The 24176-nt window shown below is 57.2% G+C and carries 20 protein-coding genes; 6 read left to right on the forward strand and 14 right to left on the reverse strand.

Features of this window, described 5'->3' with window-relative positions; genetic code table 11:
- Nucleotides 1-100 precede the first annotated feature (100 nt).
- The 11 genes from HVA01_RS13865 to HVA01_RS13915 form a co-directional block, all read right to left on the reverse strand.
- Complete coding sequence (locus HVA01_RS13865; protein WP_146876007.1) at nucleotides 101-865, reverse strand: hypothetical protein; 765 nt, start codon at nucleotides 863-865, stop codon at nucleotides 101-103.
- 70 nt (nucleotides 866-935) lie between these two features.
- Complete coding sequence (locus HVA01_RS13870) at nucleotides 936-1502, reverse strand: hypothetical protein (RefSeq protein ID WP_146876008.1); 567 nt, start codon at nucleotides 1500-1502, stop codon at nucleotides 936-938.
- A gap of 94 nt (nucleotides 1503-1596) precedes the next feature.
- On the reverse strand, nucleotides 1597-2619 hold the full coding sequence (locus tag HVA01_RS13875) for a hypothetical protein (RefSeq protein WP_146876009.1): 1023 nt from the start codon (nucleotides 2617-2619) through the stop codon (nucleotides 1597-1599).
- Between the two features lie 97 nt (nucleotides 2620-2716).
- On the reverse strand, nucleotides 2717-4291 hold the full coding sequence (locus tag HVA01_RS13880) for an SIR2 family protein (RefSeq protein ID WP_146876010.1): 1575 nt from the start codon (nucleotides 4289-4291) through the stop codon (nucleotides 2717-2719).
- Nucleotides 4292-4420: 129 nt separating this feature from the next.
- Complete coding sequence (locus HVA01_RS13885; protein WP_146876011.1) at nucleotides 4421-4597, reverse strand: DUF3606 domain-containing protein; 177 nt, start codon at nucleotides 4595-4597, stop codon at nucleotides 4421-4423.
- A 291-nt stretch (nucleotides 4598-4888) separates the two neighbouring features.
- Nucleotides 4889-5770, reverse strand: a complete 882-nt coding sequence (locus tag HVA01_RS13890) for a DUF7281 domain-containing protein (protein ID WP_146876012.1) — start codon at nucleotides 5768-5770, stop codon at nucleotides 4889-4891.
- Between the two features lie 2 nt (nucleotides 5771-5772).
- Nucleotides 5773-7017 carry a DUF445 domain-containing protein gene (locus HVA01_RS13895; protein WP_146876013.1) on the reverse strand — a complete coding sequence of 415 codons (1245 nt, stop codon included), beginning with the start codon at nucleotides 7015-7017 and terminating at the stop codon, nucleotides 5773-5775.
- Nucleotides 7014-7640, reverse strand: a complete 627-nt coding sequence (locus tag HVA01_RS13900; protein ID WP_146876034.1) for a condensin complex protein MksE — start codon at nucleotides 7638-7640, stop codon at nucleotides 7014-7016. The genes HVA01_RS13895 and HVA01_RS13900 overlap by 4 nt, the downstream gene beginning before the upstream one ends.
- Nucleotides 7641-7651: 11 nt before the next feature.
- Nucleotides 7652-11335 carry an ATP-binding protein gene (locus tag HVA01_RS13905; protein WP_146876014.1) on the reverse strand — a complete coding sequence of 1228 codons (3684 nt, stop codon included), beginning with the start codon at nucleotides 11333-11335 and terminating at the stop codon, nucleotides 7652-7654.
- Nucleotides 11336-11436: 101 nt separating this feature from the next.
- Nucleotides 11437-12459, reverse strand: coding sequence for a histone deacetylase family protein (locus tag HVA01_RS13910; protein WP_146876015.1), 1023 nt, complete (start codon nucleotides 12457-12459; stop codon nucleotides 11437-11439).
- Nucleotides 12437-13147 (reverse strand): GntR family transcriptional regulator, encoded by a 711-nt coding sequence (locus tag HVA01_RS13915; RefSeq protein ID WP_146876016.1) that lies wholly within the window; start codon nucleotides 13145-13147, stop codon nucleotides 12437-12439. The genes HVA01_RS13910 and HVA01_RS13915 overlap by 23 nt, the downstream gene beginning before the upstream one ends.
- A 226-nt stretch (nucleotides 13148-13373) precedes the next feature.
- Between HVA01_RS13915 and HVA01_RS13920 the strand changes: the two genes are divergently transcribed.
- The 6 genes from HVA01_RS13920 to HVA01_RS13945 all read left to right on the forward strand — a co-directional run bounded on the left by HVA01_RS13920 (nucleotide 13374) and on the right by HVA01_RS13945 (nucleotide 21077).
- A complete protein-coding gene (locus tag HVA01_RS13920) occupies nucleotides 13374-14930 on the forward strand; it encodes an ABC transporter substrate-binding protein (protein WP_146876017.1) in 1557 nt (518 codons plus the stop codon).
- 72 nt (nucleotides 14931-15002) lie between these two features.
- The gene (locus HVA01_RS13925; protein WP_146876018.1) at nucleotides 15003-15983 is read left to right on the forward strand and encodes an ABC transporter permease; all 981 of its coding nucleotides are present in this window, start codon (nucleotides 15003-15005) and stop codon (nucleotides 15981-15983) included.
- Nucleotides 15980-16813: an ABC transporter permease gene (locus tag HVA01_RS13930; protein ID WP_146876019.1), complete on the forward strand. Its 834-nt coding sequence runs from the start codon at nucleotides 15980-15982 to the stop codon at nucleotides 16811-16813. Before HVA01_RS13925 ends, HVA01_RS13930 begins: the two co-directional genes overlap by 4 nt.
- Nucleotides 16814-16840: 27 nt before the next feature.
- Entirely contained in the window at nucleotides 16841-18472 is a 1632-nt protein-coding gene (locus tag HVA01_RS13935) for an ABC transporter ATP-binding protein (protein WP_146876020.1), read from the forward strand.
- 35 nt (nucleotides 18473-18507) lie between these two features.
- Nucleotides 18508-19887, forward strand: coding sequence for an FAD-binding oxidoreductase (locus HVA01_RS13940; RefSeq protein ID WP_146876021.1), 1380 nt, complete (start codon nucleotides 18508-18510; stop codon nucleotides 19885-19887).
- A 71-nt stretch (nucleotides 19888-19958) separates the two neighbouring features.
- Nucleotides 19959-21077 (forward strand): pyridoxal phosphate-dependent aminotransferase, encoded by a 1119-nt coding sequence (locus HVA01_RS13945; protein WP_146876022.1) that lies wholly within the window; start codon nucleotides 19959-19961, stop codon nucleotides 21075-21077.
- On the opposite strand, the gene HVA01_RS13950 is transcribed toward HVA01_RS13945, so the two are convergent.
- The 3 genes from HVA01_RS13950 to HVA01_RS13960 are packed head-to-tail and all read right to left on the reverse strand — an operon-like array spanning nucleotide 21074 to nucleotide 24161.
- Complete coding sequence (locus HVA01_RS13950) at nucleotides 21074-22030, reverse strand: branched-chain amino acid transaminase (protein WP_146876023.1); 957 nt, start codon at nucleotides 22028-22030, stop codon at nucleotides 21074-21076. The genes HVA01_RS13945 and HVA01_RS13950 overlap by 4 nt on opposite strands.
- Nucleotides 22027-23133 (reverse strand): histone deacetylase-like amidohydrolase, encoded by a 1107-nt coding sequence (locus HVA01_RS13955; RefSeq protein WP_146876024.1) that lies wholly within the window; start codon nucleotides 23131-23133, stop codon nucleotides 22027-22029. Before HVA01_RS13955 ends, HVA01_RS13950 begins: the two co-directional genes overlap by 4 nt.
- Nucleotides 23130-24161 carry a histone deacetylase family protein gene (locus HVA01_RS13960; RefSeq protein WP_146876025.1) on the reverse strand — a complete coding sequence of 344 codons (1032 nt, stop codon included), beginning with the start codon at nucleotides 24159-24161 and terminating at the stop codon, nucleotides 23130-23132. The genes HVA01_RS13955 and HVA01_RS13960 overlap by 4 nt, the downstream gene beginning before the upstream one ends.
- Nucleotides 24162-24176 lie beyond the last annotated feature (15 nt).

Genomic DNA, 24176 nt, shown 5'->3' on the forward strand with positions numbered 1-24176 from the left:
TCTGTGAGAGAGCAGCAAAAAATTTTAACGCCCGCAGCACGCGCGGCTTTGGAATGGAGGCGAAGCCGCAATGGAAAAGGCGTCGCCGTGCCTGGCCTGGTTATATCCAGCCTGAATTCGATCGCTTTGTAGCCAACGTTGCAAAGCGACTGGCTAAACCCTCTTCTAAACTCTCCAAGCCTTCACCATTGTTCAAATATTTGGCAAAACGATGGTGCCTTAAGTCGAAAGGTACATCCTGCTCTGATTGAGTAATTGGCACCACATGCTTTCCCAACGTGTGTGCGATACCCGCTTCGTAAAATACGTTCGGATTCTTGCCTGTGAAATCACATACCACGATGTAAGACTTGAAAATGAGTGAAAACACATCTTGGATTACGGTCGAATGATCCCAAATGTTATCCGCTCTTTGGCACTCGAAACCTGCTTGTTGGGCAGCCGATACAATAGCGTTATAGACTCCGGCCATTGACGCGTCGAACGGCATCATGACGGAGATCAGGTTTGTATCAACAGGATCGCTGGGAACATTGAAGATGGTCGGAGAGAAAACTATTTTTCGGCCTTGCGCTACCTCACTAGAAACGTTCTCCCCAGCATTGCCGCATGTTTTGTGAATATATTTCACGACAGTATCAAGATTCTCGTCTTCTTGACCTATCATCCTTCGCAGAAAGGTCAATGCCAAGCCGTCATAATCAGGATCGCCAAAAGAGAGGCTCCGTAGCAATCGAGGGTGTCTCTCGACCTCATCAATCATATTTGTGAGGGCACCAAGCTCGCGCCAATTTGACGAATCGAAATCTTGGACAATAGCGTCCTTGAGCTGAATCAAATCTTGTCCAGAGATACGCGAGGGCATTCGAAAATCTCCTTAGATATAACGCTTGCAGCAGGGTTGCGCCGTCAGAAGCGTCCCTTGCCTGCACTGGTTATGGATTTTCAGCTTCCAGCCGGGAAGCCATGGATAAAGCGATATCAATGTAAGCCTCGACTGGCATCCCTTTCACACCGAATTCCTCTGTGTGTGCGGCTTCATTCCTGAGCCTTCGAAGCTGATCGAACTGATGGAATTCGTTTTTGGTTAAAACCTCACCTTTGAGGAGCTTTTGCAAATGAAAAGGGCTCTTGGCATACCGGCTCTCAAGATCCGGGTATATTCGTGCCGCCTTTTTCGCGGCGGCCGCTTCAACTATACGAAAAGCCTCAAGAACAGCGGATCTTGGTGATATCTCTGATAACCGCGATAAGAAACCGAATTGATCCTGATATTCTTCTGTCTGTTCGACTTCATTGTTTTGAATCCCTTGAGCTTGCCGCTCTTGCACCAGCTCAGTGACACCCTCTGCAAACTCAACTTCGGTTTCTTTGTGCCTAAACTTTTTTAAACGAGGAAGTAGTTCTGTAATTTTGTCTCGCAATAGAAATACGACGAAGACAGCAACTGCTGGCCAAGCTAGGGAGTCGATCATCTGTGCGAAAAACGTCTTCCAGTCCATGCTCACCTATCCATAACGCCAGCCATCACCGGTGCCAAAGCCGGAGCGAAGCGAAGACTTTGGCATCCTGTGCATGGCATTGTTATATGGCAGCTCAATCACGTTCGACATTGATCCTGTAGCGCCTTTCGATGTGACTAATAAATTCATCGATTGCCAGTTCAATAGCTCTCAAAATATGCAAATAGTCCTGCTTTTTGAGCGACCTATCAATTGCCAGATGGTGAACGACGCCATGCCTGTACTGAATAATTTCTGACACTCGATTTTCCAGATAACCTATGGATGCACCTATTTTCCTCTTTTTATAGAGCAAAGCGCGTACGTCTATCCCAACCCAATCCTTATATGCCCTATTAAGCTGATCTAGGTTTTGAAAGGTATAACTTTCGGCCACAAGCATCTCGACGGTTTTGTTGCCGCTCTTGACCTGAAGCAGATCTTCAAATTTTACCTTCTGTTGATGAGACTGAAGCTTTGTCTGTGCTCCTTCGTCATACTGAAGAAGAATTTGAAAAGACCGAGAAAAAAAGTACTCGAAGACAGCCACAGCAAAGGGAACTAAGCCATTATAAATGACTCGGCTTGGATCCATACTGTTTGTAAATTCTATGAACTCGGCGCCCTTGCCAGTTGCGACAGTGGGATTGTGAAAGGTTGGTTCAGGCAAGGCATGTCGAACTGCAGAAATTTCGCGTTCAACGTGCAGGACGACCGAAGACAACCCTCGACTGAGGGGAGTACTCATATCTTTCCATAGTGGCGCATAGCGATTGGTACCATAGTCGCCTTTAATCGTTCCGCCGAATTTCCGACGTGCACTTTTCAAAACCTCATTCAGCTTACTTACGTCATGCCAACTTGCGCTATAAACGTTGCGAACGTGTAGTGCCCAGGGATTACCGGTAACCTCTAGCTCTTCCCCTAAAACTGGATAAACGTCAGCTGATACGCCATCGATTGAGTTGAAATCCTGCTCGTCGAACCAACTGAAATTCAGCGTTCCTTTAGGCCAATCCCACCAATGAACACACTTTTCAAACCCCATCCCGACAAGATGATCCCGCAGATCCTGCTTTGAGGCCTTTTTCGGATAAAGTGTAAGATCTCTTCCCATGATGTGTCCTAAGCGACGCTACCTTCTGCCATATAACGCATTGAATAAGCCGCCGATTTGGAGCGGCAGCGGAAAATGGGTCGGCTTGATTCATTGGTTATGCAGGGCCATACCTGCGTGAATACTTAACTAAGTCATAGACACATACGATCTTGATAAATTGGCTTTTTTCGCCCGATGAAAAATCATCATCTGCATGCTTTTTAAGAATCTTCTCGAGAGCACCCAAGTTTAAAACATCTGGCGGTACGAACACTGCCATGCGCAAAAAAAGGTTAAAATCCACAGTATTATATAACTGTTCGATGCCTTCATTGACTTGGGGAACCGTAGTCGCCCGCCTCTCTTCGCCGCCACTGGGCCGATAGTGTTCGACGTTCTTTCTTATCCTAGCCACCAAAGAATCACAGAGACCATTTTCATTTACCCTACCATCCTCGCCAATCAAACCAGAAGCATTAAGATATTTAAAGACAGGAATATTTATCTGGCCTTTAATAAGATTCGGGAATACATCAAAGACGATTGAAGCCGAATCGTAACCACCATTGTCGAAAACCACATCTCGTACAATATCTTCTCTTGACAAACCAATTAGCCCTTGCTTTGCCATTTCCTCAGACTTTTTGATCTTACTGATTGCACCATATCCGACCACGAACTCTTGCTGCCCCTCCAAAGCACCTACGTCGTCGGCCTCTTTAACATACAACTTTCCTTTGGGATCGTTGGTTAATATTAGATCATATAGTTCGTCTTTTATCTGCCGAAAGATGTGAGCAGGTATCCTGCGCTTAACCTCGGACAAAACCTCGAATATATCTCGATAAGACGCAGCTCTAATAAGATTTACTGGCAGAGTTTTTAGCAATACTGACTCAGTCAGAGTTGGTTTATCCAATTCAGGAGCCCATTCAACAAAAATGATATTCTCTTTGAGAGCATCCATTTTGTTTTCCGGTATGCACTCAACAATCTCTTCTAGAATTTCTAATATATGCGGATCTGTCAGAGAATAGCCGAGAAATATAATGGGATGCTCAACAAAAACTGTTAACAGCTTAGATGATAAATATGGATTCTTTTTTCTAAACTTCTCATAGTCCTCATTAGTAAGTATTAGACTATTCGGATCCTTGCAGCTACCATGGATCTTGTATATCTCGGCAATTCCGTAGTTTCTACTCGCAAACAATCCCTCCTGACCAATAAATACAGAAAACTCACTAAAAAGTGACTCCAAAAAAAGATCCCAGTTGGTAGTGATAACACCATCAATTTTACTTGACTTTAAGAGTTCTATTTCTTCTCGATATTCTTCGTTCACGTTCTCATGAATTCTTTTTAGGTAACCTGATATTTCTACTTTTAGCGGGGAGTCTGATTTCAAAAGGTGTTCAGCGTAGTGGACGTCTTTGTTCCCTTTGATCTCGCTATCCCACCACTTTTCACTGTATGACCTGGCTAGAACACTTGCTATTTTTGTCAAATCTCCATCAGCTTGTGATCTTATTTTGGTGTAATTTTCACCAATTAGCTCGCAAAACCGTTTTAAAAGATCTTCCCAGTTTTCCGCACCCATATAGCGGCGTGACATTCCAGACCCTACAAACAGGAAGGGAGATGCGGAAAACTTATTGAAATGCTCGGAAAGAAGCTGTTTAAAAGTCACGACTTTTCCTTCTAGGGTCAAATTTCATCTGCATAACGCCCACAGCAACTGCCGGCAAAGATGGCGCTTAAATTGCGAAAGCAATTTGAGTGACAGGTTTGCCGGTCAGATTGCCTGCGCTTGTTAGGCTTACTTTCCTAGGTGCTCTTTTACTTTTTCGGCCGACTTACCCACAGCCGAAACAGCAGCTTTAAGCTCATCTGCTGTACACCCTAGAGACCTACACCAATTTGAGACTTCACTCGGGTCATTGATATCGATTTGTTTATTATCTTCAGGGCTACGCTTTGTTTTATCATCTGGCATTGTAATACTCCTTTTCAGTTTGTGCCCAATACATAGAAAAAATAGGCTCTGGGCAAAAAGCCTAACAGTGATTCTACGGCCTCCTGCAAAACCACAATGAACGCGACGGCACGTTCATCGGGATTTTGCAGCCAACCCATTTGACTCTACCCCATTGATTCTTCTGATAGCAAAGCCAATTTTGGCAACATAGCCAGAATTCGCGTGCCTGCGCGTTTTGCCCGTTTCAATCATAGTGGACGCAATCACATCATTCGGCACTACGCATTAGGTCGATGGGGGCCGGGCCCTTCACACCAGCGCCACGCGCTCGAATTGCTCACCCAGCCACTGCTGCCTTAGCCCGCGCTGCTGGTCGAGTAGTAGCGTTAGATACGGCTGTAACGGATGTACGGTGGGTAGTTGGTCGCGGTGGTTCTCAAGCCGGCGGCGGTGGTCGAGTTGTTTGGCGGGGTCGTGGAAGGTGGTGGCCTGCTCGGTGAGCCATGCCAGCGGCGGGAGTAATAGGTGCGAGGCGCCGCTGGAAAGCGCGATGCTGATGCCTTTTATATCGAAGTCGCCTGCATAGAGGTGCGGCTTTTGGGTGGCGTTCCAGGCGCTGGCGAGTTGCTTGAAGCCGCCGCCATAGTGGCTGTCGCCGCGGTAGACGACCAGTGGGTTTGCGTAGTCGCTTAGCGCGGGGATTTGCGGTGAGAAGGCGTAAAAGCTGTCCAGGTTTTCGACCTGGATAAGCACGTCGCACTGCTCAAGGTTTATATCTCGCCAGTCGACGTCGTGCATCGAACGCGGTTGGGCCGAGAGCCAAGCCGGGGCGCTGGCGGGAATATTGGCCAGCACCCGCTGGGCGCGCGGGCCTTCGCGGTTGGTTTTATCTTCATTGACGCCCTGCTCCGCTTGCGCCGCACTGGTCAAGCCGCTTTGCCATTGCCCAATGGTGGCCAGTCGTTGGCTTTCAAGCGCTTCGTTCACCTGCTTAATAAGGGCATGGTCAAAGCGCAGCGATTGATGGCTTAGCCGAGGGCCAAGCTCAATATGCTGCTCATCACACCAGTGGATGAAGGTTTCTACCCACTGCTGGCTGCGCTTTTTGTCGACCCATGACTGCTTGCGCAGTTGGCGCTCTATTTCGCTCAGCTTTTTGTAAGCCTGGGCAGTGAGCGTCTGGTCATCCATCGTTACACCGCTAGGCCTAACGAAACATCGCGAATCAATTTCACATCGTTGTAGGCGCTGGCCCGCTCTTCCTGCTGATGAAGATGAAACGCGCGCTGCTCGCTGTGCGGTAGGCCCTGGTGCTCGGCGATGACCTGGAACAGCCATATCTCTGGGGGCCATTGCAGCTCGCTTTGGTTCAGGTAGTCCAGAGCGCTGATGGGGGTTTGCTCGGCGCGGTCCACCACATTGAGATAGAAGGTTTCGACGTCGTCTTTGAGGGCCTGCTGGCGGGCGGCGATGAGCGTGTCTTCAACGTGTTCCGCCGGGCGTGCCGACGTGACCGACTGGGCGGCGCGTAACGGCGTGGGAATCGCTTTGATCAGCGCGCTCAGGGTGGGAATGTCCTGGGCGCGATCCAGCGCTACGGCACCGGCGGCGGTGAGGGGCGCGGCGTGATTGAACAGCGCCGGTACATCGCTGCGGCGGGCGTAGTTGCCGGGGGTGAAGCCGGGGTGCTCGCGCAGGAAGGCGGCCATGCCGGAGACCAGGCGGCTGCGTGCCTGCATATGACGAAAACGCGCCATCAATTCGATCAGGCGGTGCTGCACTTCGCGCAGGCTGGTGTAGTGCTGGCTAAGTTGCTGCTGCAGCTGGCTGATCAACACCTTGCGCAGCGTGCCATCACTGCCCACCAGTTCGATCAGCTCGTCAAAGTCGATCAGCGCCAGCCCATCGAGCAGGCGGACCACCTGCTTTTGCGCGCGGTCGTTTTCGCGCACCTTGTCGTTGAGCTGGCTGACAAAGCCAAAGTCGCTGTTGAGCCGCTGCCACAGGCTGTCGATGGCGTCGGCAAAGCGGCCGTTCATGTCATCCACCGCCTGGCGCAGGCGCAACAGTTGCTGCTCCTGCTGCCAGTAGTCGCCGCGGCTGCTGGAATCGCGATAGCTTTGGATCAGGCTGCGGATCAGTTCCAGCGCCTCGGCCACGTCGGCGTTGACGTGGCGCCGGGCTTCATCGGACACCATTTCGGCGATCAGCTCGCGCACCTTGGGGGTCAGCTTGAGGCCGCCCTGCTCGTCGGGCCGCCAGACAATCCGCGCGCTCAACAGCTTGCGCAGCGCGGTGTGGCTCAGCCCTTCCAGGGGCACTTGATCGTTGGCGTAGCCCTGCATCAGCGCCTCGGCGTGGCGGCCCAGCAGGGCCAGGCGCTCCACCCCGGTGGTGATCAGGCGGCTTTCCAGTCCTGGCGTTTCCGCGTCGTTCACAGCAGCGCCTCCTGGGTATCCTCGCCCTCGTCGTCCACCGGCAGGTGTTCTTCATCGCGAATAAAGCGCACCAGTTCGAGCAGGTAGTCGACTTTGCCGGTCACCAGGAACACCTGGCGGTCGGCGTGGGGCTGGAGCAGGTAGCCGTGCTCTCTTAACCGCTTGAACACCTGCTTGACCTGGGCGTCCAGCTGATCGCTTTGGGAGCCAAAAAAGCTGTCGGTAGCCAGGCGCTCGATGCGTTCGCGCAGGCTGGGGTTGTCTTCGCTTTTGGCCTGCAGCTCGCCGGGCTTGAGCACATCACCGGGGGACAGCACGCTGTCACGGCCCAGGGCTTCCTGCACCAGCTGTAGCCACTCCAGCAGCGGCAGCAGGCTGTTGACGGTATCCCCCAGCTGGCGGGCGAGCTGGTCCCGCGCGCTGTCATCCAACTGACGCCAGGCGAGGAAATACACGCCTTCCTCCTGGCTGCTGGCCACGCGGCGGTTGAGCGGGCGCAAGTAGCTGTCGATGGCCTCGCGGGTGGCGTCATCCTGCAGGCGCTTGAAGGCGCTTTCGTCGCTCACCGCGCAGATAAACTCGCCCGCCAGCAGCCGCTCCAGCAGCGGGCCGTGGGGTAGCAGACTCATATCGCTCATACCGGCACCTCCTCATGGCGGGCCTTGAGCCGCTCGGCCAGGCGGCTTTGGCGCGGCTCGATGCGTTTTAGCCGTCGTTTGGCGGGGTCGTCGGCGTCGCGGTCGATCAGGTAGCGGTTATGGAACAGCAGCAGCACGTCGGATTCCGGGTTGGGGAAGGCGCCGACAATATGAATCTGGTTGCTGTCACAGGCGTCAAACAACTTTTCGACGTTGTGGTAGGCAAGCGTGCCGATCTCATCGATGGGCCAGTGGATGGCGATCGCCGCCCGGCCGCGCAGCAGGCGGGTAAAGGCGAGCAGGAACTTGCACAGAATCAGATACGCCATGCCGTGGCTGGACGATTCGAGCAGTTGGCGGTCGTTCTTGATGATCAGGTCGGTGCCGCCTTCGTTGAGGTGCAGCTCCAGGCGCAGCAGGCTTTCGAAGCTGTACTGCTGGTCGCTGCGCAGCAGATCGACCACGTCCGCCAGGGCGTTGAGGTAGTCGTCGCTGGGCAGGATCTGCTCGGAGTCGCGCCAGGCCTTGTAGCGCTGGGCGAACAGCTTGAGCGGCTCCCAGAAGCCGAGCTCGTCGATGGTCGACTGGATGCGCACCTCGGCCTTGCTAATGCCGTCCAGGCGCAGGTCGTCGGCCACTTCATCGGAGAGGCGCTTGCTCTGGGCGCTGATGCGGCGGTTGAGGTCGCGGAACACGGTGAAGAACTTGTCCAGATCGTCGCTGAGATTGCGCCCCTGCTGAATCAGCTGTTGCTGCTGGTCTTCCAGCAGTTTGAGCATGCCGCCGAGCAGCGGCAGCAGCGCCCGCGGGTCGTCGGGGTCGGCGAGTCGGGCGCGCTCGTTTTCCAGCGCATCGACAAAGCTGGTGCTGGCACCCTTGATCAGCTGGCTCTCCGCCTCCTGGCAGCCCTTGCGCAGCGTGTCGCGCTCCTGGGCGCGGCGCGAGAGTGCCTGGCGGGTGCGCGCCAGCCGCTCGGCGACATCGCCGGGGGCCTCCTGCTGGGGCGTGGCGTCAGAGGTCAGGGTGAGTTCATCAAGCTGCTTGAGCAGCGGCTTGAGGTCGTTGAGCACCTCGTGACTTTCGCGGCGCTTGGTTTCAAACGCGGCGACGTGCTGCTGGTGGGCGGCCTTGGTGGCTTTGAAGGCCTGCTGGTGTTCCTCGCGCTGTCGCTGGGCGGCGTCTATCTCACGGCTTAAACGCCCTTCCTGCTCGACCAGTTCGGGTTTGCGCTGCCCCCAGCTCACCCGCATAAAGCGCTTGTAGGCGTCCAGCTCGTCCTGACGGGCGGCGGTGTGGCGGATGTGTTCGTCCAGTTGCTGCAGCCGGGTGCGGGTATCCCGCAGCTTTTCCGGATCGACGCCCTGGGCTTTCAATTCCTGGTCGAACGCCTCTTCCAGCTCTTCGCACTGGCGCTTGTGCTCGGCTTTCAGTTCGGTGAGCTGGGTCTTGTACTGCTGAACCTGCCGGTCGATGGACGCCAGTTGGCTTTGCGCATCGGCTTTTAGCTCCAGCAGTTCGGCCTGATGGGCGGCGTTGAGCTTGTCCAGCGCGGTCTGGCGTTCGTCGCGCAGGGCTTGCTGCTGCGCTTCCTGTTCTGCCAGGGCGGCTTCGTGGTCGGCCTTGCGCTGGCGTTGCGCCTCGGCATGACGGGCCTGGCACTGGCGGCGGGCCTCCTGGGCGTATTCGACTTCTTCATCGGCGCGCTTCACCGCCAACTGGGCCTGGCTTAGCGCTTCATCGGCGGCCTGGACGCGCTCGTTATGCCGTTTGAGCTGCTTTTCGCTGTTGGCAAGCTCGGCCTCGGCGCGCACCACGGCGTCGTCCGCCGCTTCAATGGCGGCCAGCAGGCTGGCTTCATCCTGGGCGTAGTCCGGTGGCTCGATCAGATGGGTATCCAGCACCAGGCCGTAAAGATCGTCGCTTGGCTGCTCGGTCAATGTCGGCGACAGGTCACGGCGCTCCAGCAGCTCGGGGGCAATCACTTTACCCAGCCGCTGCTCCCATTCGGGCAGATGGTAGCGCAGGAAATACCGCAGCGAGCCTTGGGCGGGGTCGCGCTGGCGGTGCAGCGCCTGGCTGGTTTGCTGGGCGCGGGTCAGCGTCCGGCGTGCATCCGCGTGGGCCTGCTCGGCGCCGTCGCGTTCGCGCTTGAGGCTATCCAGCTCACGGCGCTGACTTTCCCGCTGGCTGCTGGCGGCGTTGTGGTCGCTTTGCGCCTGATCGATCCGCGCCTGAATCAGGGCGGCCTCTTCGCTTTCCTCCGCCGTGGGGCCGCTGTGGCTCAGCGCGGCTTTCAGCGCTGCCAGCCGCTCAACCCCCTGGTTGAGGCGTTCCTGAAAGTCGGCTTCTGCCTCTTCACGCTGGGTCTGATAGCAGGCGTCCAGATGGCGCTGGGCCTCCCAGTGGGCTTCCTGATGCGCGGCTTTTTCTTCGTTGAGGGCATCGACCAGCCCCTGAATCTCTTCGCTTTGGCGGGCCAGCGCTTCGCCCAGCTCGCGCAGTCGCTCTTCTTTGCGGATTTGACTTGCCTGGTGGGCCTCTTGCAAGTCGGACAGGTGACGTTTTAGCTGCTCGAACTGCTCGCGTTTTTGAGGCAGCGCATTGAGATCGCGTTCCAGGGCAGGCATGTCAGCCGCTTCAAAGGCTTCAAACTGTTCCTGCAGGTCGCTCAGGTCACGTTGGGTCTGCTTGAGGCCGCTTTCCAGCTCGCTGAGGTGTTCGTTGAGTTGGTCACGGGCCGTCTCATAGGCGTTTTTCTCGGCGTCAAATGCCGCTTGGCGCGTGTTCATATCGGCTTCGGCATCGGCCAGGGTGCGCTCGATGTGGTGTCGGTCGGCTTCCAACTGCGGTTTCAGCTGCCACAGCGCGGTTTCCACATCCGCCAGCTCACGGTCCACGTCGTGCAGCTTGGCAAGCGAGCGTTGCAGCGGCTCCAGGCGCATGGATTGGCGCATCTGGTCAATCCACTCCCGCGCCTTGGCGCTGCGGATGCGGGTCACGGGTAGCTCGACGCCGTCCTCTTCAAAGATCGCCGCCAGCATGGTCTTGAGGGTGTCCATCTTGCCCTCTTTGGCGTGCACCGCCGAGACCAGCTTTTCGATATGGCGGATACGGTGCTCGGGCTTGACCAGGCTGAACTGCGCGGCCATCTGGCGCAGTTTGAGGGCATCCTTGCGATTGCCGTGGGGCATAATGCCGGGCGTGGGAGTAAAGTCGTTCTGGATCACGGCGCGGTATTCGGAGGTAGCGGTAAGCTTGGATGAGAAAGAGATATTTTCGCGGCGTAAAACACCCAACCACTGGGCATACTCTCGACCCAGCGGACCTTTTTCAGTTTCTATTAGATAATCTTCTGACCGATACGGGGCGGCGACAAAGCGATACTCTACCCCGCCTTCCGATTTGCGGGTCAGCACCACCTGGCAAATATTGCCCGCCTCGCGGCGGTACTCATAAACCAGATAACTATTGCGGGAAGGCAGGTAGAACGCATCAAACTTCATGCGGGTTTTGGGCACCACCTTATTGGGTAGCTCGCCATAAAACACCGGCACCAGCCGCTGAAGCGTGGTTTTACCCGAGGCGTTGGTGCCGCAAATATTGGTGTGGCCGTCCACACTCAGTTCCACCACCCCTTCCAGGTGGCCGTGAATCATCACGATACGTAGCAGGTGGGCCATGCCGTGTCCTTTCGATGACTATTTCAATGACTATCCGGATCGTTTTGCTGATCGCTGAAAGCGACTATATTGCCAGACACATTGATGGCTTGTCTTATTCATTAGTCCTTGCCCAGCAGCCCCTCAAAAAAACTCACCGCATTGGCTTCCAGCCCTTCCAGGTAGTAACCGCCTTCCTGTACTACCAGCGTAGGGACGTTCAGCCCAGCAACCCTGCGGCCAAGCTCACCAAACCCCTGCGTGGAGACAGCGACCTTCGCCTGAGGGTCGCGCTCGTAGATATCAAACCCCAGCGCCAGCACGATCGCATCGGGTTCAAACAGGCGAATGGCTTGGCAGGCCTGTTCGAGTCGCTCAAAAAATACCGACTCCTCTGACCCATGGGGCATCGGCAGGTTGATATTATAGCCCAGCCCAGCGCCCTGCCCACGCTCGTCTTCGAAGCCCGACACCGCCGGATAGAAGTTGGTGGTGTCGCCGTGGATGGAGATATACAGCACATCATCGCGCTGGTAGAAAATTTCCTGAACGCCCTGCCCGTGGTGCATGTCGGGGTCCAGCACCACGACGCGCGGGTAGCGCGAGGTAAGGTGCTGCGCCGCAATGGCCGTATTGTTGAGAAAACAAAAGCCGCCGGCGGAGTCGATGCCCGCGTGGTGGCCCGGCGGGCGCGATAGCGCATAGGCAAAACGCTCGCCGTCAAGCAACGCTTCGGCACCGGCGACCGCGCTTTGCGCTGACCAATAAGCCGACTGCCAGGTATGCTTGCCCACCGGCGCGCTGCCATCTGCCAGGTAGCGCGCGGCTTCCGCCAATATGCCGCGCAGGGCGTTGGGCGAGCGCACGAAAATATTGGAGATGACTTCTTCTCCCCAGTCTTCCTCCAGGGCATGCCAACGCTGATAGGCACTTTCAAGAAAACGCAGGTAGGGCAACGAATGCACTGCCCTTAGCGGCGCCACCCCATAGTCGGCGGGCGCTTGGCGTTCAAAGCCTAACCGCTTCGCCGCCGCCAGAAGGTGCGTGGCGCGCTCCGGCACTTCCAGGGGCGTGCGCATTTTCCCCCGGGAAAAGTAGCTTTGCGGTTGATGAAGCAGTTGGTCAGCGTGAGAAAAGGTCTTCATCGGCATGCTCTCCGGTTTCGCCCACCCCCTTCACCACGAAATCGCGGGCAATACCAATATGGTAGTCAATTGCCTCGCGACAAGCGTCGGGGCTGCCGCTGCTCAGTGCTTCCAGCAGTTGAAAGTGGCTCGTCGCGATGGTCTCAGGGGCTTCGTGGGTTTTGGTGATTAAGGTGATACATAAGCGCAGTTCGTGGGTTAGGTCGTCAAACGCGCGCAGTAGCCGCTCATTGCCTGCGTAGTGCAGCATCAGGCGGTGAAACTGCAAATCCTCTTCAATGCGGCGTGTACCATCGTTCGCGGCTGCCGCCTTGCACAGCACATCGACCTGCTGTTCCAGCGCGCGCTTGGCCTCAGGCGTATAACACTCGGCCAGGCGTTGAATCGCGTGGCGCTCAAGACACAGCCGTAGATCAAACACATCTTCAAGTTCAACGGCATTCAACGCGCGAACAAAGAAGCCACGCCGGGGTTTTGAGATCAATAAACCGCGGCTTTCCAGCAACCGAGCGGCCTCGCGCACCGGCGCACGGCTAACGCCCAAGTCGCGGGAAAGCTGCACTTCAGACAGCCGCTCACCGGGTAAAAAGTGTTGCTGAATAATCGCTTGGGTCAAATAGTCAGCGACTTGCTCGACCAAGTTCTGCTGCTGAATAAAGGCCTTGGGAGCCGTCGTTGATAAGGCCATAAAATTCACTCATAGGCATGGTGCGTACTTTTTAGTATGACGAAAAATACCACCTTGTCGACGAACGATTGCCGACTGTCGACAGTTTTAACGCTTGCTGCTATTTTCAAATGAAGCCTCAACAAACAATACAACAGGGCTTAACACGTCACGCCTCGCTCACCTAACGATAACGTAAGCCCATTGCGTAACGTGCTTTGGCCCGATAAACGAGGAGCAGGAAACGATGAAGACACCATTGGCTTTGGCTATTTCCGCTGCAGCACTAACGTTCACATCTGTCAGCATGGCTGACGATCCTACGCCGGGGGGCGTCGTCAACACCATTATCCAGCCTGAGCCGCCAGGCCTGGTGCTGGGCATGATTCAAAACGCCCCGACGCGTACTGTCTCTGGCAATATCTACGAAGGCCTGCTGCGCTACACCACTGACCTTGAGCCTATGCCACAGCTGGCAGCGTCTTGGGACGTCAGTGACGACGGCCGTACCTACACCTTCCACCTGCGCGATGACGTAACCTGGCATGACGGTGAAGCCTTTACGGCTGACGACGTTGTGTTCTCCGCCGATGTCTTTCACCGCGAGTTAAACCCTAGCGCCCGAGCGGTGTTGCAACATGTCGAGAGCATCGAAGCCACCGACGATCACACCGTGGTGTTCACTCTGACTCAACCCTTCGGCCCGTTCATGCTCTCCTTTGAAGCGGGCACCTTCACCATGGTGCCCGAGCATCTCTATGCAGGTACTGACTTCCGCGATAACGAGCACAACGACCACCCCATTGGCACCGGCCCGTTTGAGTTCTCCAACTGGGAACGCGGCACGGTGATTGAGCTGGTCAAAAATGACGACTACTACGAAGACGGCCTGCCCTACCTGGATGGCGTTAACTGGCACATTATTCCCGATGGCGCTTCCCGTGCGGTCGCGTTCGAAAACGGCACCATCGATGTACTGCCCAGCGGCACCGTCGAGAACTTCGATATCCCCCGTTTAGCGGAAATGGATAACGTCTGTATGACCGAAGAGGGTCACGAGTACTTCAGCCCCTTCGCCATGCTGTGGATGAACAACCGCGAAGGCCCCACTGCGGATAAACGCTTCCGCCAGGCGGTGATGTACGCCATGGATCGCGAGTTCGCCAAAGATGTGCTGTGGAATGGCCTGGGCAACGTGCCGCTTTCTGCCTTTGGTTCTAACGCACGCTTCCAGAATGATGACCTGGAACCCTACGATCACAACCCGGAACGGGCCCGTGAGCTACTGGAAGAAATGGGCTACGACGGCGAAGAAATCACCATTCTGCCGCTGCCCTACGGTGAAACCTGGACCCGCTGGGCCGAAGCCGTGCAGCAAAACCTGCGCGAAGTTGGCATAAATGTCGAAACCCAAGCCACCGATGTGGGCGGCTGGAATCAGCGCCTGGGCGACTGGGATTACGATTTGGCCTTTACCTACCTCTACCAGTACGGCGACCCGGCCCTGGGTATTTCACGCACCTACCTTTCCGACAATATTGCCAAGGGCTCGCCCTGGAATAACGTCGAAGGCTACGAAAACGAGCGCGTTGATGAGCTGTTCAACGAGGCCGCCACGGCTTTTCCCGACGAAGAGCGAGAAGCGCTTTATCATGAAGTCCAGGAAATCCTTCACGAAGATGTGCCCGTTGGCTGGCTGATGGAGCTGGGCTTCCCGACACTCTACCGCTGCGATGTGAAAAACCTGGTTACCTCCGGCGTGGGGGTTAACGACGGCTTTAAGGATGCTTGGTTAGATCGTTAATTGTTAACCCCAGCCTAAGCCCATCCAGGCGGTGCGAACCGCCTGGATGTTTGCTACGTCAGGAAGGTATTTATGGTTTACGCTCGCCTCATTATCATGCGGCTGTTAAAAGCCGTGATTGTGCTGTTTTTAATCGTTATTTTTAATTTCCTGCTGATTCAACTGGCCCCCGGTGACCCGGCCGCCATTCTGGCCGGCCAAGCGGGTGCCGCGGATCAGGAGTTCCTCAACCAACTACGCGAACGCTTCGGCCTTGACCAGCCGATGTACGTACAGCTGTGGCGCTATGTGTCGGGCATTGCGATGCTCGATTTCGGTTACTCCTACCGCTTGGGCGTGCCGGTGTTTGATCTGATTATGGATCGCTTGCCCGCCACGCTGCTGCTCACCGGCACCGCCTTTGTGCTTTCGCTAGTGCTGGGCATTGTGGCGGGCTCCATGGCCGCGGCGCGGGTCAAAAAACCGTCTGGTTCGCTGATTATGGCACTCGCGCTGGTGTTCTACGCCACGCCGCTATTCTGGGTGGCGCTGATGTCGGTGGTAGTGTTTTCGGTCTACCTGGGCTGGCTCCCCGCCTATGGCCTTTACACCGTGGGTGCAGGCCACACGGGGTTTGCGCTGGCACTTGATATCGCCAAGCACCTCGTTCTACCAGCGACCACGTTAGCGCTGTTCTTTATGGCGATTTACACCCGTATGACGCGCACTTCCATGCTCGATGCTGCCCAGCAGGATTACGTCAAAACCGCCCGCGCCAAAGGTTTAAAGCCAAGCATTATTCAGCGCCGTCATGTGCTGCGTAACGCCCTGCTGCCGATTATCACCCTGGCTGGTTTGCAGGCAGGACAAATGGTTGGCGGTGCCATTCTGACCGAAACCGTGTTTGCCTGGCCCGGCATCGGGCGCTTGATGTTTGAGGCCCTGGAGCAGCGCGACTACAACCTGCTGTTAGGCATTTTCTTCTTCTCGGCAGCCTTGGTGATTGTCTTCAATATCATCACCGATTTGGTTTACAGCCTGGCTGATCCACGCATCAAGAAGGGGGCCGCATGAGCTTTTTCGCACGCTTCGCGCAAAACCGTGGCGCCCTGGTGGGGCTGATTATTCTGTTGGTAATTATCGCCATGGCCATTCTCGCCCCGCTGCTGTTTCCCGAGTCACCCTGGCGCATGGTGCAGCGGCCCTTTTTGCCGCCGCTTTCGCAAGATGGCTTTCCCCTGGGCACCGATACCATGGGCCGCAACGTAGCCTCAGGCTTAATGCACGGCGCCTGGGTATCGCTGTTGATTGGGCTGGTATCCACCAGCGTGGCGCTGCTGATTGGCGTTCCCTTGGGAGCCATTGCGGGCTACTACGGCGGCATTATTGACGATGTATTGATGCGCTTCACCGAGTTCTTCCAGACCATCCCCAACTTCGCCCTGGCGATTGTGCTGGTGGCGATTATGCAGCCCAGCATCACCTCGATTGTGCTGGCCATTGCGATTGTCAGTTGGCCGCCGGTGGCGCGTTTGGTGCGTGCCGAGTTTATGTCGCTGCGTAACCGCGAGTATGTGGAAGCCGCTCGGCTTGTCGGCCAGTCCAATACCACGATTATTCTGCGTCAGATTCTGCCCAACACGCTGTCGCCGATTATCGTGCTGGCCTCGCTAATGGTGGCCACCGCGATCTTGCTGGAGTCGGCGCTGTCGTTTCTGGGGTTGGGCGACCCTAACGTAATGTCCTGGGGCTATATGATTGGTGCGGCACGCACGGTGATTCGTCAGGCGTGGTGGCTGAGCTTCTTCCCTGGGGTGGCGATTCTGCTCACTGTACTGGCGTTAAACCTGGTGGGTGAAGGGTTAGATGATGCGCTGAATCCCAAACTATCCCGCGAACGCTAGACGTTTGTTATGGCTGGAGTGCTTGTTATGAATGAAGCATCAACAGAGACCGTGCTTAGCATTCGCGACCTCAACGTAGCGCTTCCCAAAGGAGCGGATCGCGCCCTGGCGGTGGAGGACGTTAGCTACGAGGTGAAGCGCGGCGAGATCATGTGCGTGGTGGGCGAGTCCGGCTCCGGCAAGTCGATGGCTGCCAACGCCGTGATGGGGCTGCTGCCCAAGGGAGTCCGCGCCACCCAGGGTGAGATTTTGTTTGAAGGGCAGAACCTGCTTGCACTGACCGAGAAGCAGCACCGCGCCCTACGTGGGCTAAAGATCGGCATGATCTTCCAGGAGCCAATGACCGCCCTCAACCCGCTGATGCGGGTAGGCGCGCAAATTGCCGAAGTGTTCGAGGCCCACGGCCAATTCACCGCTAAAGAGCGCCAGGACCGGGCCCTGGAGCTGTTAATCGAAGTGGGCATTCCACAGCCGGAAAAGGCCATTCGCGCCTACCCGTTCGAGCTTTCCGGCGGCCAGCGCCAGCGGGTAATGATCGCCATGGCCCTGGCGCTGGAACCCATCCTGCTGATTGCCGACGAACCCACCACGGCGCTGGATGTGACGACTCAGGCGCAGATTCTGGAGCTGATTCGCGACCTTCAGCAGCGCCGCGGTATGTCGGTCATGTTTATCACCCACGACTTTGGCGTGGTGGCCGAAATCGCCAACCGGGTCTGCGTGATGCGCCATGGCCAGATTGTTGAGCTGGGTGAAGCAAAAGCGGTGCTTGAGAACCCCCAAGACAGCTATACCCAGGCACTGATTGCGGCGATTCCCAGCAATGCGGTACCACCTCATCGCGAGACCAGCCAAGTAGCGCCGCTGCTGGAGATCAAGCAGCTCAATAAGGTGTTTCGCTCTCGAGGTGGATTGTTTAAGCCTGCCCGGGAAGTGCGCGCCCTCGAAGATGTCTCGCTCACCCTCGCCCGCGGCGAAACGGTAGGCATTGTTGGGGAGTCCGGTTCGGGTAAGTCTACCCTTGGGCGCTGTGTGGTGCGTTTGGAGCACCCGGATAGCGGTGAACTGCTGCTGGATGGCGTTAACCTCTCCCAGCTTAAAGGAGATGCGCTGCGTCGGGAGCGCCACCGGGTGCAGATGATCTTCCAGGACCCTTACGCATCGCTCAACCCACGCACCAAGGTGGGCATGGCGATTGCCCAGGGGCCGATTGCCAACGGTACCTCCAAAGCCACCGCGCTTAAGCAGGCGGGCGAGCTATTAGACATGGTGGGCTTGGGCGCTAGCGCCGTGGAGCGCTTCCCCCACGAATTTTCCGGTGGCCAGCGCCAGCGTATTGGTATTGCCAGAGCGCTGGCGCTTAACCCTGAGCTGATAGTGGCGGACGAAGCCGTCTCGGCGCTGGATGTGTCGATTCAAGCCCAGGTGCTGGAACTGCTGGAAGAGTTGAAGCAGCGGCTTTCGCTCTCGCTGCTGTTTATCACCCACGACTTACGCGTCGCCGCGCATATTTGCGACCGCATTGTAGTGATGCAGCATGGCCGCATTGTCGAACAAGGCAGCGCCGAGCAGATTTTCCTCGCCCCGCGGGAGGCGTATACCCAAGACCTGCTCAAGGCGATTCCCGGCCGCGAAGCGCCCGTGGCGGCAACAGCGTAATTTACCGAATGGACAAGACAAGCTAAGGAACACCCATGCAAATAACCCTGGAGACGCTGCGCGGCATTGTCGGCCCTGCCCACGTATTAACCGGCGATGATGTCACTAGCCGTCGCGTTGACTGGATGACCGGCGCGCCCTGCCAAGCAGGGGCGATTGTGCGTCCGGCGGATACCGAGCAAGTCGCCGCGGTAATGCGCGCTTGTCACGCCGCGCAGCAGCCGGTGGTCACCCACGGCGGCTTAACTGGTTTGGTTCACGGCGCTGAGGCAAGTGCAGATGAATTGGTAATATCCCTTGAGCGGATGACTGCCATTGAAGAGATTGACCAAGTGGGCGGCACGCTTACTGTTCAGGCGGGAACACCGCTGCAGCGGGTTCAGGAGGAAGCAAAAGAGGTCGGTCTGCAGTTCCCGCTGGACCTGGGCGCTCGGGGCAGCTGTACGATTGGCGGCAATATCGCCACCAACGCTGGCGGGGTCCGGGTCATTCGTTACGGCATGATGCGCCAGCAGGTGTTGGGGCTAGAGGCCGTCATGGCCGATGGTCGCGTGGTCAGCTCCATGAATCGCATGCTCAAAAACAACGCCGGTTTCGATTTAAAGCAGCTGTTTATAGGCAGCGAAGGCACGCTGGGGATTGTAACCCGTGCGGTGCTGCGCCTGCAGCCGCCGACGCCCAGCGAACAGACCGCGCTGGTGGCCTGCCCCTCATTTGAAGCGCTTACCGGGCTGCTTAGCCAGATGGGCAAAGCACTCGGCGGTGGCCTCGGTGCCTTTGAAGTAATGTGGCAAAATCACTACCGCCTGCTGACGGAAACGCTAGGACGCCATACGCCACCCATTGCCACTGAGTATCCTTTTTATGTGATTATTGAGTCCTTGGGCAGCGATGCAGAGCGTAATGCGAGCCAATTCAGCGAGGCGCTGGAGTGTGCCCTTGAGAGTGATCTGATAGTTGATGCAGTGGTCTCTCAATCAAGCACCCAGCGCGATGGGCTATGGGCCATTCGGGAAGATATTGAAGGGTTAATCAAAGGCCTGGCACCACTGTTCACTTTTGATGTCAGCCTGCCGATTGCCGATATGCAGCGCTACACGGATGCCTTGGAAGTGCAGCTAACCCAGCGCTGGCCAAAGGCAAGCTTGGTGGTCTTTGGTCACCTGGGCGACGGCAACCTGCATATTTCTGTCAGCGTGGGGAGTTTTGATCCCGAAGTGCGCCGTGAAGTGGAAGCCATGGTCTATCAACCGCTGGCGGCGTTGGGCGGCTCGGTCTCCGCCGAGCACGGCATTGGCCTGGAGAAGCGCCCCTGGCTAAGCACCTGTCGCTCCAGCGCCGAAATTGAGCTAATGCATACCCTCAAGCAGGCTCTTGACCCGCTTAACCTATTGAATCGCGGTAAAGTACTTTAATAATCGCTTTAAGTTAATCATTACAATTGTTTTTTAAGAATCGTTTTTAGACATCGCTTTTAGGAATTGCTATGCCCACCCAAAGCACGCCCCGTTATCCCGAGCACTTAATGAGTGAAGGCCCTGTCAATCCGTTTCCGGGTATCAAGGTGCTGGAGCGCCGCCTTGGCCGGAAAATTCCTCACCAGTTGGGCTCCAACGAAGGCCTGGATATGCCGCATCGCGCCCTGCGAAAGCACTTTGGGGATGCCCTGGCCGAGCACGTTTACAGCTACGGCGATGCCGAAGCGTTGGGAGTGCGAACGCGCCTGAGTGAACAACAAGGCATCCCGCTGGAAACACTGCTGGTGGATGCCGGTGCTGACAGCTTGATCGCCCTGGCCCTGCGCACCACCTGCGAGCCGGGTGAAACCGTGGTGAGCACTGCGGGCACTTACCCCACCTTTGGGTATTTCGCCAAAGGCCAGGGCTGCCATCTAATTGAGCCCAGCTACCATGAAGCACCCGGAGTGCTGGCACCCGACCTGGAAGCCCTGGCGGCAGCGGCCCAAAAGGAAAACGCCCGCTTGGTGTACCTGGCTAACCCGGACAACCCCAGCGGCCACTTGCACAGCGACAGCGCCATTCTCACGCTGCGCGAATCGCTGCCCGATGACTGCTGGCTACTGTTGGACGAAGCCTATGGGGATTTCCGCGACGACGCAGGCAGCGAATTCGCCGCTAAAGCCTTGCCGGGAGTGATCCGCCTGCGCACGTTCTCCAAGGCGCACGGCTTGGCAGGTCTACGTATTGGCTACGCCATTGCCGACTCGGACGTGCTGGCGATAATGATGAAGGTGCGCATCCACTATGCGGTATCTACCTTCACCCAGGCCGCCGCCGAAGTGGTGCTTGACCACCCGGAGGAAGTTCACCAGCACGTCGCCGACGTAAAAGCCCGCCGTGAGCAGTTGGCAGAGCACTTTCGCGCCCTCGGTGCCGACGTGCTGCCCAGCGCCACCAACTTTGTGGGCATTCGCTTACCCAGCGCCGAGCTTGCCGCCGAAGTACATCAGCAGCTGCTTGCCGAGGGCGTTTTAGTCGCGCGTTTGGCGCACCCTGAGCTTGCTAATGTGATTCGTATTACCGCCGTGCAAGCAGCGCTGGCGCCGGGGAGGTTAGCGGCGCTAGAGAATGCAATTAGGACTTAGGCTGGCGTTAACCAATGCCTGAAATCATCCAGCTCACCCCGCACCGCCTGGCGATATAAGCGCTGCAGTTGAGCGGTCACGCTAGCTTGGCTGATCGGCTCATTGACAGGCGGCCCGCCCGCGCGGCCGCCGATGCGGCGACCATCCAGCTCGCGCAGCGGCAATATTTCAGCGGCGGTACCCGTTAAGAACGCCTCATCGGCGGTGTAGAGCTCGTCACGGGTCATCCGCCGCTCGCGCACTTCAATGCCTAGCACCTGTTGCGCCAGTTGAATCACGCTATCCCGGGTGATGCCTTGCAGGCAGGAGGTCACTTCGGGGGTATGCAGTACCCCATCGCGCAGCAAGAAGACGTTAGCCGCCGAGGCCTCGGCCACATAGCCCTCCGGGTCGAGCATGATGGTTTCGTCAAACCCGGCCTTGAGGGCCGTATTCAGCGCCAGCATGGAATTGACATAGTGGCCGTTGGTCTTCGCCCGACAGAGGCTGATGTTGACATGGTGGCGCGCCCAGGAGGAGGTCAGCGCACGCAAGCCGTGAGTTGCGGCCTGGGGCGAAATGTAAGGGCCTAGATCCCAGGCGGCCACCATTACGTGGGTGGTTAATCCTTGAGCACGCAGCCCCAAGCCTTCCGCGCCGAAAAACACCGTGGGCTTCAGGTAAGCGTTGCTAAGCTTATTTTTAGCCAGGCACTGGCGCTGGGCATCGACCAGTTCTGCCTCGCTAAACGGCAGCGGCATATCCAGCGAATGAGCGCTCTCCGCCAAACGCCGGGTATGCTCGGCGGTGCGAAACAGGTGCGTGCCGCTGGGGCCATCGTAAGCCCGCACGCCCTCAAAGCAGCCCATGCCGTAGTGCAGCGTATGGGTGAACACATGCACTTTGGCATCGCGCCACGCACACCATTCGCCGTCCTGCCAAATCCAGCCGTCGCGATCGTAAAGCGGTGTCATCGGGTTATTTGCTCCCACTGTTGGCGCCAGCTATCGATTAACGTTTGCTGGTGCGGTTGCAGGGCCTGATAGCCCCAGGCGGCAATTTCATCGTTTTGCGGGTCGGGCACGCTAATCGCGCTACCCGCCAGGGTTTGAACTACCGCGTGCCCGCAGAGCGGTACATAGCCTTCGGAATAGCCACCTTCGTGCACAAATACCAGTTTGCCGTCGCAGCAGCGCTCGGCTAGCGCTTTAAGCTGGGCGGTCATCGTAGCGAACGCTTGGCTATTGAGCAGCATTTTGCCCAATGGGTCTTTGGCACAGGCGTCATAGCCGCAGGCAACCACAATCATCTCGGGGTTAAAGGCTTCCAGGGTGGGCAGCACTAGCGTTTCCATCGCGTACGCATAAGCGCCCAGACCACAGCCCGGCGGCAGCGGCAGGTTGAGGTTGGCACCCAGGCCTGCGCCTTCGCCCTGCTCGTCAAAGCTGCCGGTTTCCAGCGGGTAGTTGCCCGCCTGATGGATGGAGACAGTCAACACCTCAGGCTCACTATAAAAAGCCGTCTGCTGGCCGTTACCGTGATGAACATCCCAGTCGAGTATCGCCACGCGCTTGACCTGCCCCAAAGCGCGGGCACGCATCACCGCCACGGGAATGTTACCCAGCAGGCAGAACCCGCGGCCCTGGTCAGCTTCCGCATGATGGCCGGGCGGGCGGCACAGGGCGTAGGCATTACTCACCTCGCCTAGTGCGACGGCTTCCACGGCGGCAATGGCCAGCCCCGCAGAGTGGGTAGCCGCTGCCCAACTGCCCGACATGTAAGGCGCGCAGTCGCCACCATCACCGCCCCGTCCTTTATCCCCCGCCTGCAGCTCGTCTAAATAGCGCAGGGTATGAAAGCGCAGCAGATCCTCAAGAGCCGCGGCAGGCGGTTTAACGACGCTAAGCGCATCAATCAGTCCGCTGACTTCAAGGATATTTTTCAGCCGGCGTTTGCTTTCCGGGCTTTCCGACGCGGCTTGGGGCTGCAAAAACTCGCCAGGTGAGGAGAACACACCGATCGCGCCCTGATCGTGCCAGAAGCAGCGCTCATGCCAGTAAAATCCGGTCGTTCTCATGCCGTAAAGCCCTGCATAAAGGCGGCCAGGTTGGCGCTTAAATGCTCGGTGGGATAGCCGCCTTCCTGAATAATCACCATCGGGTGCGAAAGCGCAGCCAAACGCTTACCCACCTCGATGAACGCCTCGGTTTCTACGTTAAGCCCCGCTAGCGGGTCGTCTTTGTGGGCGTCTAGCCCGAGCGCGACCACCACGGCATCGGGTTCGTAGCGCTGGAGGTGGTCAATTAACACCGCCAGGGCGTCAAGATAAACCTCCCCGTCGCTACCTACCGGCAAGGGCAGATTTACGTTAGCACCTACGCCCTCATCAAAGCCCTCTTCATCAGCGCCGCCCCAAAAAAACGGGTAGAAATCACTGGGATCGGCGTGCAGCGAGCCCGTCCAGACATCGCGGCGAGCATAGAAGATATCCTGGGTGCCGTTGCCGTGGTGCAAGTCCACATCGATGATCGCCACTTTAGAAAAGCGTTCGCGCAGCACCGTGGCAGCCAGCGCTGAATTATTCAGCAGGCAAAAGCCTCCGGCGCGCTCAGGCCCGGCATGATGACCCGGTGGGCGGCACAGCGCATAAGCAGTGTTTGCACCGTTGAGTACGTCCTCGGCCGCGGCTTCTGCGCTGGCCGCTGAGGCCAGCGCGCCTTGAAAGCTCGTCGCGCTGAGCGGGCAGGCCATATCGTGCAGGTGCCAGCCTGCCTGGCCAATCGGATGGCGCGGGTAGTGGTAGCCGCCACCGCAGGGATGAATATTGGGCGCAACCACCTCTGCCGCATTGGGCAGCGCCTGCCAGCGGGCGTAAATGGTGTCCAGAAACGTCAGGTAGCGCGGCGTGTGGATCTGCTCCAGGCGTTTGCGCAGCGTTGGCGAATCGGCCGCTTTAGGTGCGGTTAGCGTTAGCCCTGCACTCGCCAACCCCTGGGTAAGCAGTTCGGCGCGCACCAGCCCTTCCGGCGAAGGCACGGGCTGACCACGCAACAGAAAGGTCGGCGGCGCATGGTAAGCCTGGTCTGGGTGGTAAAAGCATTTCATAGTTGAGTGTTGGCA

The sequence above is a fragment of the Halovibrio variabilis genome, from assembly GCF_007991175.1.
Classification (GTDB): domain Bacteria; phylum Pseudomonadota; class Gammaproteobacteria; order Pseudomonadales; family Halomonadaceae; genus Vreelandella; species Vreelandella variabilis.

What these genes read in the sequence shown, in the direction of transcription:
- HVA01_RS13865 (WP_146876007.1), bottom strand. Translation starts at nt 865, where the DNA reads ATGCCCTCGCGTATCTCTGGACAAGATTTGATTCAGCTCAAGGACGCT.
- HVA01_RS13870 (WP_146876008.1), bottom strand. Translation starts at nt 1,502, where the DNA reads ATGGACTGGAAGACGTTTTTCGCACAGATGATCGACTCCCTAGCTTGG.
- HVA01_RS13875 (WP_146876009.1), bottom strand. Translation starts at nt 2,619, where the DNA reads ATGGGAAGAGATCTTACACTTTATCCGAAAAAGGCCTCAAAGCAGGAT.
- HVA01_RS13885 (WP_146876011.1), bottom strand. Translation starts at nt 4,597, where the DNA reads ATGCCAGATGATAAAACAAAGCGTAGCCCTGAAGATAATAAACAAATC.
- HVA01_RS13890 (WP_146876012.1), bottom strand. Translation starts at nt 5,770, where the DNA reads ATGGATGACCAGACGCTCACTGCCCAGGCTTACAAAAAGCTGAGCGAA.
- HVA01_RS13905 (WP_146876014.1), bottom strand. Translation starts at nt 11,335, where the DNA reads ATGGCCCACCTGCTACGTATCGTGATGATTCACGGCCACCTGGAAGGG.
- HVA01_RS13910 (WP_146876015.1), bottom strand. Translation starts at nt 12,459, where the DNA reads ATGAAGACCTTTTCTCACGCTGACCAACTGCTTCATCAACCGCAAAGC.
- HVA01_RS13915 (WP_146876016.1), bottom strand. Translation starts at nt 13,147, where the DNA reads ATGGCCTTATCAACGACGGCTCCCAAGGCCTTTATTCAGCAGCAGAAC.
- HVA01_RS13920 (WP_146876017.1), top strand. Translation starts at nt 13,374, where the DNA reads ATGAAGACACCATTGGCTTTGGCTATTTCCGCTGCAGCACTAACGTTC.
- HVA01_RS13925 (WP_146876018.1), top strand. Translation starts at nt 15,003, where the DNA reads ATGGTTTACGCTCGCCTCATTATCATGCGGCTGTTAAAAGCCGTGATT.
- HVA01_RS13930 (WP_146876019.1), top strand. Translation starts at nt 15,980, where the DNA reads ATGAGCTTTTTCGCACGCTTCGCGCAAAACCGTGGCGCCCTGGTGGGG.
- HVA01_RS13935 (WP_146876020.1), top strand. Translation starts at nt 16,841, where the DNA reads ATGAATGAAGCATCAACAGAGACCGTGCTTAGCATTCGCGACCTCAAC.
- HVA01_RS13940 (WP_146876021.1), top strand. Translation starts at nt 18,508, where the DNA reads ATGCAAATAACCCTGGAGACGCTGCGCGGCATTGTCGGCCCTGCCCAC.
- HVA01_RS13945 (WP_146876022.1), top strand. Translation starts at nt 19,959, where the DNA reads ATGCCCACCCAAAGCACGCCCCGTTATCCCGAGCACTTAATGAGTGAA.
- HVA01_RS13950 (WP_146876023.1), bottom strand. Translation starts at nt 22,030, where the DNA reads ATGACACCGCTTTACGATCGCGACGGCTGGATTTGGCAGGACGGCGAA.
- HVA01_RS13955 (WP_146876024.1), bottom strand. Translation starts at nt 23,133, where the DNA reads ATGAGAACGACCGGATTTTACTGGCATGAGCGCTGCTTCTGGCACGAT.
- HVA01_RS13960 (WP_146876025.1), bottom strand. Translation starts at nt 24,161, where the DNA reads ATGAAATGCTTTTACCACCCAGACCAGGCTTACCATGCGCCGCCGACC.